The following is a 14,043-nucleotide window of genomic DNA, read 5'->3' on the forward strand; positions in this document are numbered from 1 at the left end:
GGCTCACGACAGCCGGCGGACCACGTAAGCGACACCGCGGTCCGCCGGCCGTTCGCCCACGTACTCCTGCCCGCGCATCCCGCACCACGCGGGGATGTCGAGGCGGGCCGCCTCGTCGTCGGAGAGCACCGCGACCTTCCCGCCCACCGGCACCCGGCCGAAGACCTTCGCCAGCTCGATCACCGGGACCGGGCACCGCCTGCCCAGCGCGTCCACCACCAGCTCCCCGGCGGGCCCGGAGGCCACCGCCTCCCCGGACTCCGGGGGAGCGGCCGCGGCTTCCGGGCCCGACGAGGGAGCGGCCGCCGGCTCCGGTGCAGCGGCCGCCGGCTCCGGCGTTCGCCCGGCGGCGGCGGCCGCGGGCGCCGCGAGCCGCGCCCGCACCGCGGCGACCGCGCCGGGCAGCACCGCGAGGAACCGCTCCACGTCCGCCCGCCCGGTGCCGTACGGCAGCGACACCCGCACGTTGCCCTCCGACAGCACGCCCATCGCGCGCAGCACATGGCTCGGCGCCAGGGTGTCGCTCGTGCACGAGGAACCGGACGACACCGAGAAGTCCGCGCGGTCGAGCTCGTGCAGCAGCGCCTCGCCGTCGACATAGAGACACGAGAACGTGACCAGGTGCGGCAGCCGCGCCACCGGGGCGCCCACCACCTCCACGTCGGGCACCAGCTCGGGCACCCGCGCCCTGACCAGGTCCACCAGCTCCGAGAGGCGCCGCGCCTCGGTCTCGGCCTCCTCCCGCACCGCTCGCAGCGACGCAACCGCGGCCACCACAGCCGGGATGTTGACGAAGCCGGGCGACCGCCCCGACTCCCGCTCGTCGGCCGGCCCGCGCACCGCGTACCTGACCCCCTTGCGCACCGCGAGCAGCCCCACGCCCGCGGGCCCGCCCCACTTGTGCGCGCTCGCCGCGAGCAGCGACCAGGAGCCCGCGACCCGGCCCCAGCCGAGCGACTGCGCCGCGTCCACCAGCAGCGGCACCCCGCGCTCCCGGCAGGCCTCGGCCACCTCAGCCACCGGCTGCACCGTGCCCACCTCGTGGTTGGCCGACTGGAGGCACGCGAGCGCCGTGTCCGCGCGCAGCGCCTCGCCGTACGCGCCCGCCGCCACCGCCCCGTACCGGTCGACCGGCACCTCAGTCAGCGAGCCCCCGGCGTCCGCCGCGGCCCGCGCCGCGTGCAGCACCGACGAGTGCTCGACCGCCGAGACCACGGCGTGGCCCCCGACACGCCGACGCCCCGCCAGGGCGCCGGAGATTCCCGCGTGGACCGCGTGCGTCCCCGAAGGAGTGAAAACCAGCTCGTCCGCGCGGCACCCCACGGCCTCCGCGGCGGCCTCGCGCGCCGCGTCGAGGAGCAGCGCGGCGCGCCGCCCCTCCCGGTAGAGGCGGGCGGGATCGGCCCACCCCTCGTCCAGGGAAGCCTGCAGCGCCCGGCGGGCCACCGGGTGCAGCGGCGCGGAGGAAGCGGAGTCGAAGTAGGACACGCCGCGAGGCTAACCCGGACCCCTCAGGCGGGGCCGGAAGGAGCGTCAGATGCGGGGCGTGAGCGGGGGTTGAATCCCTTCGGGGACTCGGACGGCGCGTTGGGCACCCTCCCCGCGCGACGCCAAATAGCGTCCAGTAGGGTTTGGTCCGCATAAACATCAAACCCCTGCCCGTGACCGGGCCGGCGACGACCGAGACGGCCGCAGCCGGCCGCGCGGGCGAGACTCTCGGGAAGGCGCTACGTGAGTCCCAACGGCTCCGACCGCTCGTCGCGGCGCCCGATGCGGCGGAAGCTGCCGCAGGTGGTGCTGACCGCGGGCCTGATCATGGTGACCGCCACCGGTTGCTCTTACAAGGATTTCCCACGCCTTGGTCTACCGACTCCGGTCACGGAGCAGGGACCTCGGATCCTCTCCCTCTGGCAGGGATCGTGGGCGGCGGCGCTGGTGGTCGGCGTCCTCGTCTGGGGCCTGATCATCTGGAGCGTCATCTTCCACCGGCGCAGCCGCACGAAGGTGGAGGTGCCGCCGCAGACCCGGTACAACCTCCCCATCGAGATGCTGTACACGGTGGTGCCGCTGATCGTCGTGTCGGTGTTCTTCTACTTCACCGCGCGCGACGAGTCCAAGCTCCTCGACCTGTCTCCCAAGCCCGCCCACACGATCAACGTGGTCGGCTACCAGTGGAGCTGGGCCTTCAACTACGTCGAGAACGTGGACGGCAACGACTCGACGGGCTCCAGGATCCCGAGCGAGCTCAGCGCCATCCCGGACAAGTTCACGAAGGCGTTCCCCAAGGGCGCCGAGGGTGTCTACGACGCGGGCGTGCCGGCCGAGCGCAACCCGCAGACCGGGAACCCGGGACCGACGCTCTGGCTCCCCAAGGGCCAGAAGGTGCGGTTCATCCTGACGTCGCGTGACGTCATCCATGACTTCTGGGTGCTGCCCTTCCTCATGAAGATGGACGTCATCCCCGGTCACACCAACTCCTTCGAGGTCACGCCGACCCAGGAAGGCACCTTCCGCGGCAAGTGCGCCGAGCTGTGCGGCGTGGACCACTCGCGGATGCTCTTCAACGTCAAGATCGTCTCTCCGGAGCGCTACGAGCAGCACCTGAAGGACCTGGCGAAGAAGGGCCAGAACGGCTACGTCCCGGCGGGCATCGCCCAGACGGGTCCGGCCAGGAACGCGGAGGACAAGACACTGTGAGCATCCTCAACGAACAATCCAAGGGTGCCGAGGACGCGTACGCGGACGAGCTGCCTGTGCGCAGCCGGCAGCCGGGAAACGTGGTCGTGAAGTGGGTGACCACGACCGACCACAAGACGATCGGGTCGCTCTACCTGATCACGTCGTTCGCGTTCTTCTGCATCGGCGGCCTGCTCGCCCTCGTGATGCGTGCGGAGCTGGCCAGGCCCGGCCTCCAGATCCTGTCGAACGAGCAGTTCAACCAGGCGTTCACGATGCACGGCACGATCATGCTGCTGATGTTCGCGACGCCGCTGTTCGCCGGGTTCGCGAACTGGATCATGCCGCTCCAGATCGGCGCGCCCGACGTGGCGTTCCCGCGGCTCAACGCCTTCGCGTACTGGCTCTACCTGTTCGGCTCGCTCATCGCGGTCGGCGGCTTCCTCACCCCCCAGGGCGCGGCCGACTTCGGCTGGTTCGCCTACTCGCCGCTGTCCAGCGCGGTCAACTCGCCCGGCGTCGGCGGCGACCTGTGGATCATGGGCCTCGCCTTCTCCGGCTTCGGCACGATCCTCGGCTCGGTCAACTTCATCACCACGATCATCTGCATGCGCGCGCCCGGCATGACGATGTTCCGGATGCCGATCTTCACGTGGAACGTGCTGCTGACCGGTGTGCTGGTCCTGCTCGCCTTCCCGGTGCTGGCCGCCGCCCTGTTCGCCCTGGAGGCCGACCGGAAGTTCGGGGCGCACGTCTTCGACGCCGCCAACGGCGGGGCACTGCTCTGGCAACACCTCTTCTGGTTCTTCGGCCATCCAGAGGTGTACATCATCGCGATCCCGTTCTTCGGGATCATCTCCGAGGTCATCCCGGTCTTCAGCCGCAAGCCGATGTTCGGCTACATCGGCCTGGTCGCCGCGACGATCTCCATCGCCGGCCTCTCCGTGACCGTGTGGGCGCACCACATGTACGTGACCGGCGGTGTGCTCCTGCCGTTCTTCTCCTTCATGACCTTCCTCATCGCGGTACCGACCGGTGTGAAGTTCTTCAACTGGATCGGCACCATGTGGAAGGGGTCGCTCTCCTTCGAGACCCCGATGCTCTGGTCGATCGGCTTCCTGATCACCTTCGCCTTCGGCGGCCTCACCGGCGTCATCCTGGCCTCCCCGCCGCTCGACTTCCACATCTCCGATTCGTACTTCGTGGTGGCGCACTTCCACTACGTGGTGTTCGGCACCGTGGTGTTCGCGATGTTCGCGGGATTCCACTTCTGGTGGCCCAAGTTCACCGGCAAGATGCTGGACGAGCGGCTCGGCAAGATCACGTTCTGGACGCTGTTCGTCGGGTTCCACGGCACGTTCCTCGTCCAGCACTGGCTGGGCGCCGAGGGCATGCCGCGCCGCTACGCGGACTACCTGGCGAGCGACGGCTTCACCACGCTGAACACGATCTCGACGATCAGCTCCTTCCTGCTCGGCCTGTCGATCCTGCCGTTCTTCTACAACGTCTGGAAGACCGCCAAGTACGGCAAGAAGATCGAGGTCGACGACCCGTGGGGCTACGGCCGTTCGCTGGAGTGGGCCACCTCGTGCCCGCCGCCGCGGCACAACTTCCTCACGCTGCCGCGCATCCGCTCCGAATCCCCGGCGTTCGACCTGCACCACCCGGAGATCGCGGCCCTGGACCAGCTCGCCCACGTCGAGGGTGACAAGGCCCTGGCAGGCAGCACCGGCAAGGAGGCCGGCAAGTGAAGATCCAAGGACGGCTCTTTCTCTGGCTGAGCCTCTTCGTCCTGGTCGTCGCGATCGTCTACGGGTACTGGTCGCGCGAGACCGCCGGCACGGTCGCGCTGTTCCTGGCCTTCGGCCTGGCACTGATGATCGGCTTCTACCTGTCCTTCACGGCCCGCCGCATGGACGAGCTGGCGCAGGACGACAAGGAGGCCGACGTCGCGGACGAGGCCGGCGAGGTCGGGTTCTTCTCCCCGCACAGCTGGGCCCCCGTCTCGCTGGGCATCGGCGGCGCGCTCGCCTTCCTCGCCGTCGCGATGGGCTGGTGGCTGCTGTACTTCTCGGCGCCGCTCATCATGCTCGGCCTGTGGGGCTGGGTCTTCGAGTACTACCACGGCGAGAACCGCAACCAGTAGCACACGGCGCCACGGCGAGGGACCCGGACACTCCGACGCGGAGGGTCCGGGTCCCTCTTTTGCCACACCCGTCGCGCCAGAGGTGACGAACCTTCATAGCGTGAGGCCATGAACGACACGCCTCGCTACCGCACCGTTGCCGGCTGCGCCCTGCTGCTCGCGTCCCTCGGCGCGGGCGCCGCGGCGTGCGGCGGCACCGACAGCGGGAAGCTCTCCACCCACCCCTACGACGCGGCCGACCAGGTCTCGTTCGGGACGGCCGGCCACGACAAGAAGCCGGTGGCCCTGAACAAGCCCCTGGAGATCACCGCCAAGGACGGCGACGGGCGGATCACCGACGTCACCGCCGTCGACACCGCCGGCCACCACCTCGCGGGCGAACTCGCCGCCGACGGCATGCGCTGGCACTCCACCGCACCGCTCACCGCGGGCACCCGCTACACCGTGCGGGTCGCCACGGAGAACGACGACGGCAAGCCCGGCACCCGCACCCTCTCCTTCGACACCGCGCCCCCGCCCTCCAGCAAGCAGCTGAAGGTCACCTTCGGACCCGAGGGCGGCGAGTACGGCGTGGGCGAGCCGATCACGGCGAAGCTCAGCGCCCCGGTGAAGTCGCAGGCCGCGCGCGCCGTCGTGGAGCGCTCCCTCAAGGTCACCTCCGTACCCGCGACCGAGGGCTCCTGGTACTGGGTCGACTCCACCCATCTGCACTACCGGCCGCAGCAGTACTGGCCGAGCCACGCCAGCATCAGGGCGACGAGCAACCTCGGCGGCGTGAAGGTCGAGGGCAAGCTCTACGGCGCCGCGTCCAAGCCCCTCGGCATCACCACGGGCGACCGCCTGATCGCCGTCACCGACGCGGCGGAGCACCGGATGAAGGTGTACAGGGACGGCAAGGAGATCAACGACCTGCCGGTCACCACGGGCAAGCCGGGCTTCGAGACCCGCGACGGCATCAAGGTCGTCCTGGAGAAGCAGTCGTTCGTCCAGATGAAGAGCTCCACCGTCGGCATCGCCGCGGGCAGCTCCGACTCCTACGACCTGCCGGTGCACTGGGCCACCCGGGTGACCTGGAGCGGCGAGTACGTGCACGCGGCGCCCTGGTCGGTGGGCTCGCAGGGTGCCGCCAACGTCAGCCACGGCTGTGTCGGCATGTCGACCGACGACGCCGAGTGGTTCTTCGACACGGTGCGCCCCGGCGACGTCGTGCAGGTCGTCAACAGCGGCGGCGACGAGATGGAGCCGTTCGGCAACGGCTACGGCGACTGGAACCTCGACTGGAAGAAGTGGCAGAAGGGCTCCGCGATACAGGGGGGCGGGTCCGCCACCGGCGACAAGAGCGCCGTCAACTCCTCGCAGAACGTCGTCCAGGCGTCGCGCCTGCGCCCCGCGGTCTGACCCGCGGCGCGCACGCACCGCAGCACGCGGGGAACGGCACGGTGCCGCCCCTGAGCCCTCTCACAGGGCCCAGGGGCGGCACCGGCGCGTCGGCGGGACGGCGGATCCAGGACGCAGGGCACCCGGGAGCCCACCGCCGCGGGAGCTCAGGCGTCCACGGCGAGCCTGCGGCGCAGCAGCGAGGCGAGCGCCTCGGCGAGGTCCACAGGTTCCACCGGAAGAGTGACGGCGGCGTCGGCGCGGCTCCACGTCGCGAGCCAGGCGTCCTGCGGCCTGCCGATCAGCAGCAGCACCGGCGGGCAGCGGAAGACCTCGTCCTTGATCTGCCGGCACACCCCCATGCCGCCGGCGGGGACGGCCTCCCCGTCCAGCACGCAGGCGTCCACCCCGCCCCGGTCGAGGGCGTCGAGCACGGCGGGCAGCGTCGCGCACTCCAGGAACTCGACCTCCGGCACGTCGGCGGCGGGCCTGCGCCCCGCGGCCAGCCGGACCTGCTCGCGGGTGTTGGCGTCGTCGCTGTAGACAAGCACGGTGGCGGTCGGCCGCATTGTTCCTCCATGGTTTGAGGCGTCTGCGAGGGCCCGTGACGGGTCGCCCGCCGTCGGACCGGTGGCCCGGATGCTACTCCGTCCCACGCCCTGTCAGCACCGGTAAGGACGGCTGCCGACTGAGCCGTTCGGGCTGGACACAGGCCATAGACACACCGAACGGGACCCCCGGGAGTGAGGGCGGGATAAGCGACCGACATAATGTCGGTCGTGGCGACAGCAACGACAGTAGAAACCGGGCCCGCGCACCCGACGGTCAATCGGCCGAACCTCACCAGCGTCGGAACGATCATCTGGTTGAGTTCCGAGCTGATGTTCTTCGCGGCCCTCTTCGCGATGTACTTCACCCTGCGTTCGGTGACGGGCGAGGCCCACTGGCAGTCCATGGCCTCGCACCTGAACGTCCCGTTCTCCGCGGGCAACACCACGATCCTGGTGCTCTCCTCCCTCACCTGCCAGCTCGGCGTGTTCGCCGCCGAGCGCGGCGACGTGAAGAAGCTCAGGGCCTGGTTCGTGGTCACGTTCGTCATGGGTGCGATCTTCATCGGCGGCCAGATCTTCGAGTACACGAACCTGGTCAAGGAGGACGGCATCTCGCTCTCCTCCGACCCGTACGGTTCGGTGTTCTACCTGACCACCGGCTTCCACGGCATGCACGTGACGGGCGGCCTCATCGCCTTCCTGTTCGTGCTCGGCCGTACGTACGTGGCCAAGAGATTCACCCACGAGCAGGCTACGGCCGCCATCGTCGTGTCCTACTACTGGCACTTCGTCGATGTCGTCTGGATCGGCCTTTTCGCCACGATCTACCTGATCAAGTAGCGGGGCCTCGCGCCCGACGCGCTCGCACACACTCCAGAAGCACCGACGCAGAAGATCCTGACACCGGGGTAATCCGTGAAAAAGCTCTCCGCACGACGACGCCACCCGCTGGCGGCGGTCGTCGTCCTACTCCTCGCGCTGGCGGCCACAGGGGGGCTGTACGCCGCGTTCGCGCCCGCGGACAAGGCGCAAGCTGACACTTCCGCCCAGTCCCTCGCCATCGACGAGGGCAAGAAGCTGTACGACGTCGGCTGTGCCAGCTGCCACGGAACCGGTGGTCAGGGCAGCTCCGACGGCCCCAGCCTGGTCGGCGTGGGCGCCGCGGCCGTGGACTTCCAGGTCGGCACCGGCCGCATGCCCGCCCAGCAGCCCGGCCCGCAGATCGAGAAGAAGAAGGTCCAGTACTCGCAGGGGCAGATCGACCAGCTCGCCGCGTACATCGCCTCGCTCGGTGCCGGTCCGAACGTCCCGACCTCGCAGGAGTACAACCCCGCAGGATCGGACGTCGCCAAGGGCGGCGAACTCTTCCGCACGAACTGCACCCAGTGCCACAACTTCAGCGGTGAGGGCGGCGCGCTGACGAACGGCAAGTTCGCGCCCGATCTCGAAGGCGTCTCGGCGAAGCACATCTACGAGGCCATGCAGTCCGGCCCGCAGAACATGCCGTCCTTCCCGGACACGACGATGCCGACGAAGCAGAAGCAGGAGATCATCGCCTACATCAAGACGGTCAACGGCTCGCAGTCCGCGTCGCCCGGCGGTCTGAAGCTCGGCGGCCTCGGCCCCGTCAGTGAGGGCCTGTTCGCCTGGATCTTCGGTCTGGGCGCCCTCATCGCCGTCGCCGTCTGGATCGCGGCCCACACCGCTAAGGCCAAGAAGTCATGAGCACCCACGACACCCCCTCAGAAGCGCACCTGCCGAGCGAGCAGGCACACGGCCCCCTCGCCCGCGGTGAAGAGGACCCGTTCGCGGACCCGGGGCTCCCCCCGCACCTGCCGCGCATCCAGGACATCGACGAGCGGGCCGCCAAGCGGTCCGAGCGCACCGTCGCCTTCCTGTTCGTCCTCTCGATGCTGGCCACCGTGGCGTTCATCGCCTCGTACGTGGCGTTCCCGGTCGACAAGATCGTCTACATCTTCCCGTTCGGGCACGTCAGCATCCTGAACTTCGCCCTGGGCATCACGCTCGGCATCGCGCTGTTCTGCATCGGCGCAGGCGCCGTGCACTGGGCCAGGACCCTGATGTCGGACCGCGAGGTCCCCGACGACCGGCACGCCATCGAGGCGCCGCCCGAGGTCCGCGCGAAGGTCATGCAGGACTTCGCCGACGGCGCAGCCGAGTCCGGCTTCGGCCGCCGCAAGCTGGTGCGCAACACCCTGTTCGGCGCCATGGCGCTCGTCCCGCTCTCCGGCGTGATGCTCCTGCGCGACCTCGGTCCGCTGCCGGAGAAGAAGCTGCGCTCCACCATGTGGGCCAAGGGCAAGCAGCTCATCAACATGAACACGATGCAGCCGCTGCGCCCCGAGGACGTCTCCGTGGGCTCGCTCACCTTCGCCATGCCCGAGGGGCTGAAGGAGGACAGCGAGGACTTCCAGGAGCAGATCGCCAAGGCGGCCCTGATGATCGTCCGCATCCAGCCGGACGAGATCAAGGACAAGCGCGAGCTGGACTGGTCCCACCAGGGCATCGTGGCCTACTCGAAGATCTGCACCCACGTCGGCTGCCCCATCAGCCTCTACGAGCAGCAGACGCACCACGTTCTGTGCCCGTGCCACCAGTCCACCTTCGACCTCTCCGACGGCGCCAAGGTCATCTTCGGCCCGGCCGGCCACCCCCTCCCGCAGCTGCGGATCGGCGTGAACGGCCAGGGCAACCTGGAGGCGCTCGGCGACTTCGACCAGCCCGTCGGTCCTGCCTTCTGGGAGCGCGGATGAGTACTCCGAGCGACGACAACCGCCAGGTACCCGCGGGCGAGCGCCTCGCGGACTGGGCCGACGGCCGGCTGGGGATCTACTCCCTGGCCAAGGCCAACATGCGCAAGATCTTCCCGGACCACTGGTCCTTCATGCTCGGTGAGGTCTCGCTCTACAGCTTCATCATCATCATCCTCACGGGTGTGTACCTGACGCTGTTCTTCCACCCGTCGATGAACGAGGTGGTCTACCACGGCAGTTACGTCCCGCTGCAGGGCATCCGGATGTCCGAGGCCTTCAGCTCCACGCTGAACATCAGCTTCGACGTCCGCGGCGGCCTGCTGATCCGGCAGATCCACCACTGGGCCGCGCTCATCTTCCTCGCGGCGATGTTCGTGCACATGATGCGCGTGTTCTTCACCGGCGCGTTCCGCAAGCCGCGCGAGGTCAACTGGCTGTTCGGCTTCCTGCTGTTCGTCCTGGGCATGTTCACCGGCTTCACCGGCTACTCGCTCCCCGACGACCTGCTCTCCGGCACCGGTGTCCGCTTCATGGAGGGCGCGATCCTGTCCGTGCCGATCGTCGGCACGTACCTGTCGATGTTCCTCTACGGCGGCGAGTTCCCCGGCGGCGACTTCGTCGCCCGGTTCTACTCGATCCACATCCTGCTGCTGCCCGGCATCATGCTCGGCCTGGTGGCGGCCCACCTGATCCTGGTCTTCTACCACAAGCACACGCAGTTCGCGGGCCCCGGCCGCACGGAGAAGAACGTCGTCGGCATGCCGCTGCTGCCGATCTACATGGCCAAGGCCGGCGGCTTCTTCTTCCTGGTCTTCGGCCTGATCGCGATGGTCGCCGCGATCGCCACGATCAACCCGATCTGGGCGATCGGCCCCTACCGGCCCGACCAGGTGTCGACCGGCGCCCAGCCCGACTGGTACATGGGCTTCTCCGAGGGCCTGATCCGCGTGATGCCGGGCTGGGAGATCAACTTCGCGGGCCACACGCTGGTCCTCGGCGTGTTCATCCCGCTGGTGATCTTCCCGCTGGTGCTCGCCGCGATCGCGGTCTACCCGTTCATCGAGGCCTGGGTCACCGGGGACAAGCGCGAGCACCACATCGCGGACCGGCCGCGCAACGCGCCGACCCGCACCGGCTTCGGTGCCGCGTGGATCTCCTGGTACTTCGTCCTGCTCGTCGGTGGCGGCAACGACCTCTGGGCCACGCACTTCCACCTGTCGATCAACGCGATCACCTGGTTCGTGCGCGTCGCCTTCTTCGTCGTGCCGGTCCTCGTCTTCATCATCACCAAGCGGGTCTGCATGGGCCTGCAGCGGCGCGACGCGGAGAAGGTCCTGCACGGGCGGGAGTCCGGCCTCATCAAGCGGCTGCCGCACGGCGAGTTCGTCGAGGTCCACACCCCGCTCGACCAGGCGGACCTCTTCAAGCTCACCGCGCACGAGCAGTACGAGCCGCTGGAGATCGGCGAGACCGTCGACGAGAACGGCGTACGGCGCAGGATCGGTCGCGGCGAGAAGCTGCGGGCGCGCCTGAGCAAGGGCTACTACGGCGAGGGCAACCAGATCCCCAAGCCGACCGCCGAGGAGTACAAGGAGATCACGAGCGGCCACGGCCACCACTGATCCCGCACCGCTGTCCGCCACGCACCGGGCCCCGGCCGGGTCCCCGCAAGGGGTCCTGGCCGGGGCCCGGCCGCGTGTGCGTCCCCGCGCCCGGCCTGCGCCCGCCCGCCGATAGGCTGTCGCCAGCGGCGGCGCGGCCCGCCGCACGCCCCGGCAGGCCGCCGGCGGCCCCACCCACCCCAGGAGCGACCATGAGCGCTGTGACCCCCGCCGGAGGCGACACCGCGGCGGCCCCGTCCTGGCCTGGTGTGCTGAACGCGCTGCTGCGGGGCGAGGACCTCGACGCCGGGCAGACGGCCTGGGCGATGGACCGCATCATGAGCGGCGAGGCAACCGACGCGCAGATCGCCGGGTTCGCGGTGGCGCTGCGCGCCAAGGGCGAGACGGTCGAGGAGGTCGCGGGCCTGGTCAGGGCGATGTACGAGCACGCCCGCACCATCGAGGTGCCCGGCCGCACCGTCGACATCGTCGGCACCGGCGGCGACCTCGCGAAGACCGTCAACATCTCCACCATGGCCGCGGTCGTGGTGGCGGGCACCGGCGCGAAGGTCGTCAAGCACGGCAGCCGCGCCTCGTCGTCGCAGAGCGGCGCGTCGGACGTGCTGGAGAAGCTCGGCGTCAACCTGGACCTGAGCCCCGAGCGGGTGGCCGAGGTGGCCGAGGAGGCGGGCATCACCTTCTGCTTCGCGGTCAGGTTCCACCCCGCGCTGCGGCACGCGGCGACCGCGCGCCGCGAGCTGGGCGCGCAGACCACGTTCAACATCCTGGGGCCGCTGACCAACCCGGCGCGCGTACGGGCGCAGGCCGTCGGCGTCGCCGACGCCAGGATGGCGCCGATCGTCGCCGGCGTGCTGGCCGAGCGCGGCAACTCCGCGCTGGTCTTCCGCGGCGACGACGGCCTCGACGAGCTGACCACGACGGCGACGTCCCGGGTGTGGCGGGTGCGGGACGGCGCCGTCGGCGAGGAGCCGTTCGACCCGCGCTCCGTCGGCCTCGACATCGTGCCCGTCTCGGCGCTGCGCGGCCAGGACGCCTCGTACAACGCGGACGTCGCGCGCCGGCTGTTCGCCGGCGAGCACGGCCCGGTGCGCGACGCGGTCCTGCTCAACGCGGCCGCGGCGCTGGTCGCCCTCGACCAGACCGACGACGCGCTCGACGTCCAGCTGGCCGCGGGCCTCGCCAGGGCCGCGGAGTCCGTCGACTCGGGCGCCGCGGCGCGGGCCCTGGCGGGCTGGGTCGCGGCCACCAACCGCGAGACCGCGCGTCCCCGTGACGCCCGTTCAGGCCGCTGAGCGGCCGCAGGCGCCACGGGGGGACTTGCGGAGGGCTCGTACGCGTGTGGCATACTCGCGGCCAAGGTCATGAGTGACAGCGACTACGGCCCCGGCCCGCTGTCCGGCAACCCTCCGTCCGTGGCGGGGTGCCCCGGGTGAAGACCAGGCCGTGGGCAGCGAGGTCCGCGGCAAGCGCGGGCCCTTAGTCTCCACTGGGGTCCAGGTCCTCAGAGGGAGCTGCCGTACCCATGCGAATGCGATAGGCGCAGAGCGCCCCTCCGTGTCCCCGCCGCCTCAGGCACTCGTTTCGCACCCCAGAAGGCTTCGCCATGTCCGTACACCTGGATGCCCCCGTCACCCCTGCCCCGCTGCCCGTGCTCGGCACCGAGGTCTGCGCCCCGCTCGCCGACGGCACCGAGATCCCGTACGCCGCGCTCGACTACGCGGCGAGCGCGCCCGCGCTGCGGCGCGTGTGGGAGGACGTCGCCGCGTACCTGCCGTACTACGGCAGCGTGCACCGCGGCGCCGGCCACCTCTCGCGGCTCTCCACCGACCTGTTCGAGGAGAGCAGGCGCACCGTCGCCGCCTTCCTCGGCTGCCGCCCCGACGACCGGGTCGTCTTCACCCGCTCCACCACAGACTCGCTGAACCTGCTGGCCACGTCCCTGCCCGAGGGGTGCGAGGTCTTCGTCTTCGAGACCGAGCACCACGCGGCGCTGCTGCCGTGGCAGCGCACCGCCTCCGTGACGTACCTCGACGCGCCGCGCTCACCGGTCGCGGCGGTCGCCACGCTGGAGGCGGCGCTGGCGGCCCGCGACACGGCGCGGCCCGCGCTGGTCTGCGTGACGGGCGCGTCCAATGTGACGGGCGAGCTGTGGCCGGTGCCCGAGCTGGCCGCCGCCGCGCACCGGCACGGCGCCCGGATCGTGCTGGACGCGGCGCAGCTGGTGCCGCACCTGCCGGTCGACGTGGCCGCGCTCGACGTGGACTGGGTCGCCTTCTCCGGCCACAAGCTGTACGCGCCGTTCGGCGCGGGCGTCCTCGCCGGCCGCGCCGACTGGCTGCGCGAGGCCGCGCCGTACCTGGCGGGTGGCGGCGCCACCCGGCGGGTCGCGCGTACCGGGGACGGCGGGGTCGAGACCGACTGGAACACCGACGACTCCCGGCACGAGGCCGGCTCGCCCAACGTGGTCGGCGCCTACGCCATCGCCTCCGCCTGCCGGGCGCTCACCGAGGCCGGATTCGAGAACCTCGCGGCGCGGGAGCAGCTGCTGCTCGGCCGGCTCGTCTCCGGCCTCGCCGAGCTGCCGGGGGTGCGGGTGCTGAGCCTGTTCGGCGAGGGCGCGCACCGGGTCGGCGTGGTGTCGTTCGTCGTCGAGGGGCAGGACAGCTCCGCCTTCGCCGCCGCGCTCTCGGACCGGTACGGGATCGGCGTGCGCGACGGGCTGTTCTGCGCGCACCCGCTGGTGCGGCTGCTGACCGGCGCGGCCGCGGGAGGGGGCGCGGACTGCGGCGAGGGGCCGCTCAACGCGGTGCGGGTCAGCTTCGGCGCGGGCACGCCCGAGGAGCACATCGAGCGGTTCGTGCGGGCCGTGGGCGAGCTGACCGCCTGAGCGGGCGCGG

The 14,043-nt window shown here is 70.6% G+C and carries 12 protein-coding genes and 1 riboswitch; of the genes, 10 read left to right on the top strand and 2 right to left on the bottom strand.

Annotated features, from left to right (window positions below; translation table 11 throughout):
- Positions 1-3 precede the first annotated feature (3 nt).
- Positions 4-1,488 carry an aminotransferase class V-fold PLP-dependent enzyme gene (locus AB0910_RS25875; protein ID WP_366747038.1) on the bottom strand — a complete coding sequence of 495 codons (1,485 nt, stop codon included), beginning with the start codon at positions 1,486-1,488 and terminating at the stop codon, positions 4-6.
- Positions 1,489-1,731: 243 nt separating this feature from the next.
- On the opposite strand from AB0910_RS25875, the gene coxB reads away from it, so the two are divergent.
- From coxB to AB0910_RS25895, 4 genes are all read left to right on the top strand, one after another.
- Positions 1,732-2,697: a cytochrome c oxidase subunit II gene (gene coxB / locus AB0910_RS25880; protein WP_366747039.1), complete on the top strand. Its 966-nt coding sequence runs from the start codon at positions 1,732-1,734 to the stop codon at positions 2,695-2,697.
- Complete coding sequence (ctaD, locus tag AB0910_RS25885; protein WP_366747040.1) at positions 2,694-4,427, top strand: cytochrome c oxidase subunit I; 1,734 nt, start codon at positions 2,694-2,696, stop codon at positions 4,425-4,427. Before coxB ends, ctaD begins: the two co-directional genes overlap by 4 nt.
- On the top strand, positions 4,424-4,822 hold the full coding sequence (locus AB0910_RS25890) for a cytochrome c oxidase subunit 4 (protein WP_366747041.1): 399 nt from the start codon (positions 4,424-4,426) through the stop codon (positions 4,820-4,822). The genes ctaD and AB0910_RS25890 overlap by 4 nt, the downstream gene beginning before the upstream one ends.
- A gap of 108 nt (positions 4,823-4,930) precedes the next feature.
- Positions 4,931-6,220 carry an Ig-like domain-containing protein gene (locus AB0910_RS25895; RefSeq protein WP_366747042.1) on the top strand — a complete coding sequence of 430 codons (1,290 nt, stop codon included), beginning with the start codon at positions 4,931-4,933 and terminating at the stop codon, positions 6,218-6,220.
- A 146-nt stretch (positions 6,221-6,366) separates the two neighbouring features.
- On the opposite strand, the gene AB0910_RS25900 is transcribed toward AB0910_RS25895, so the two are convergent.
- Positions 6,367-6,768, bottom strand: coding sequence for a hypothetical protein (locus tag AB0910_RS25900; RefSeq protein WP_366747043.1), 402 nt, complete (start codon positions 6,766-6,768; stop codon positions 6,367-6,369).
- Positions 6,769-6,969: 201 nt separating this feature from the next.
- Here AB0910_RS25900 and AB0910_RS25905 point away from each other — a divergent pair, with 201 nt between their 5' ends.
- The 6 genes from AB0910_RS25905 (at position 6,970) to AB0910_RS25930 (ending at position 14,033) form a co-directional block, all read left to right on the top strand.
- Positions 6,970-7,590 carry a heme-copper oxidase subunit III gene (locus AB0910_RS25905; RefSeq protein WP_366747044.1) on the top strand — a complete coding sequence of 207 codons (621 nt, stop codon included), beginning with the start codon at positions 6,970-6,972 and terminating at the stop codon, positions 7,588-7,590.
- 75 nt (positions 7,591-7,665) lie between these two features.
- The gene (locus tag AB0910_RS25910; protein ID WP_366747045.1) at positions 7,666-8,475 is read left to right on the top strand and encodes a c-type cytochrome; all 810 of its coding nucleotides are present in this window, start codon (positions 7,666-7,668) and stop codon (positions 8,473-8,475) included.
- The gene (locus AB0910_RS25915) at positions 8,472-9,524 is read left to right on the top strand and encodes a Rieske 2Fe-2S domain-containing protein (protein WP_366747046.1); all 1,053 of its coding nucleotides are present in this window, start codon (positions 8,472-8,474) and stop codon (positions 9,522-9,524) included. The genes AB0910_RS25910 and AB0910_RS25915 overlap by 4 nt, the downstream gene beginning before the upstream one ends.
- Positions 9,521-11,146: a ubiquinol-cytochrome c reductase cytochrome b subunit gene (locus tag AB0910_RS25920; RefSeq protein WP_366747047.1), complete on the top strand. Its 1,626-nt coding sequence runs from the start codon at positions 9,521-9,523 to the stop codon at positions 11,144-11,146. Before AB0910_RS25915 ends, AB0910_RS25920 begins: the two co-directional genes overlap by 4 nt.
- 191 nt (positions 11,147-11,337) lie before the next feature.
- Positions 11,338-12,438 (top strand): anthranilate phosphoribosyltransferase, encoded by a 1,101-nt coding sequence (trpD, locus tag AB0910_RS25925; protein ID WP_366747048.1) that lies wholly within the window; start codon positions 11,338-11,340, stop codon positions 12,436-12,438.
- Positions 12,439-12,503: 65 nt separating this feature from the next.
- Positions 12,504-12,621, top strand: a riboswitch (SAM riboswitch).
- Between the two features lie 128 nt (positions 12,622-12,749).
- Positions 12,750-14,033 (top strand): aminotransferase class V-fold PLP-dependent enzyme, encoded by a 1,284-nt coding sequence (locus tag AB0910_RS25930; protein WP_366747049.1) that lies wholly within the window; start codon positions 12,750-12,752, stop codon positions 14,031-14,033.
- The last annotated feature ends 10 nt before the right edge of the window (positions 14,034-14,043 follow it).

This window comes from Streptomyces sp. NPDC047002, assembly GCF_040704505.1.
GTDB lineage: Bacteria > Actinomycetota > Actinomycetes > Streptomycetales > Streptomycetaceae > Streptomyces.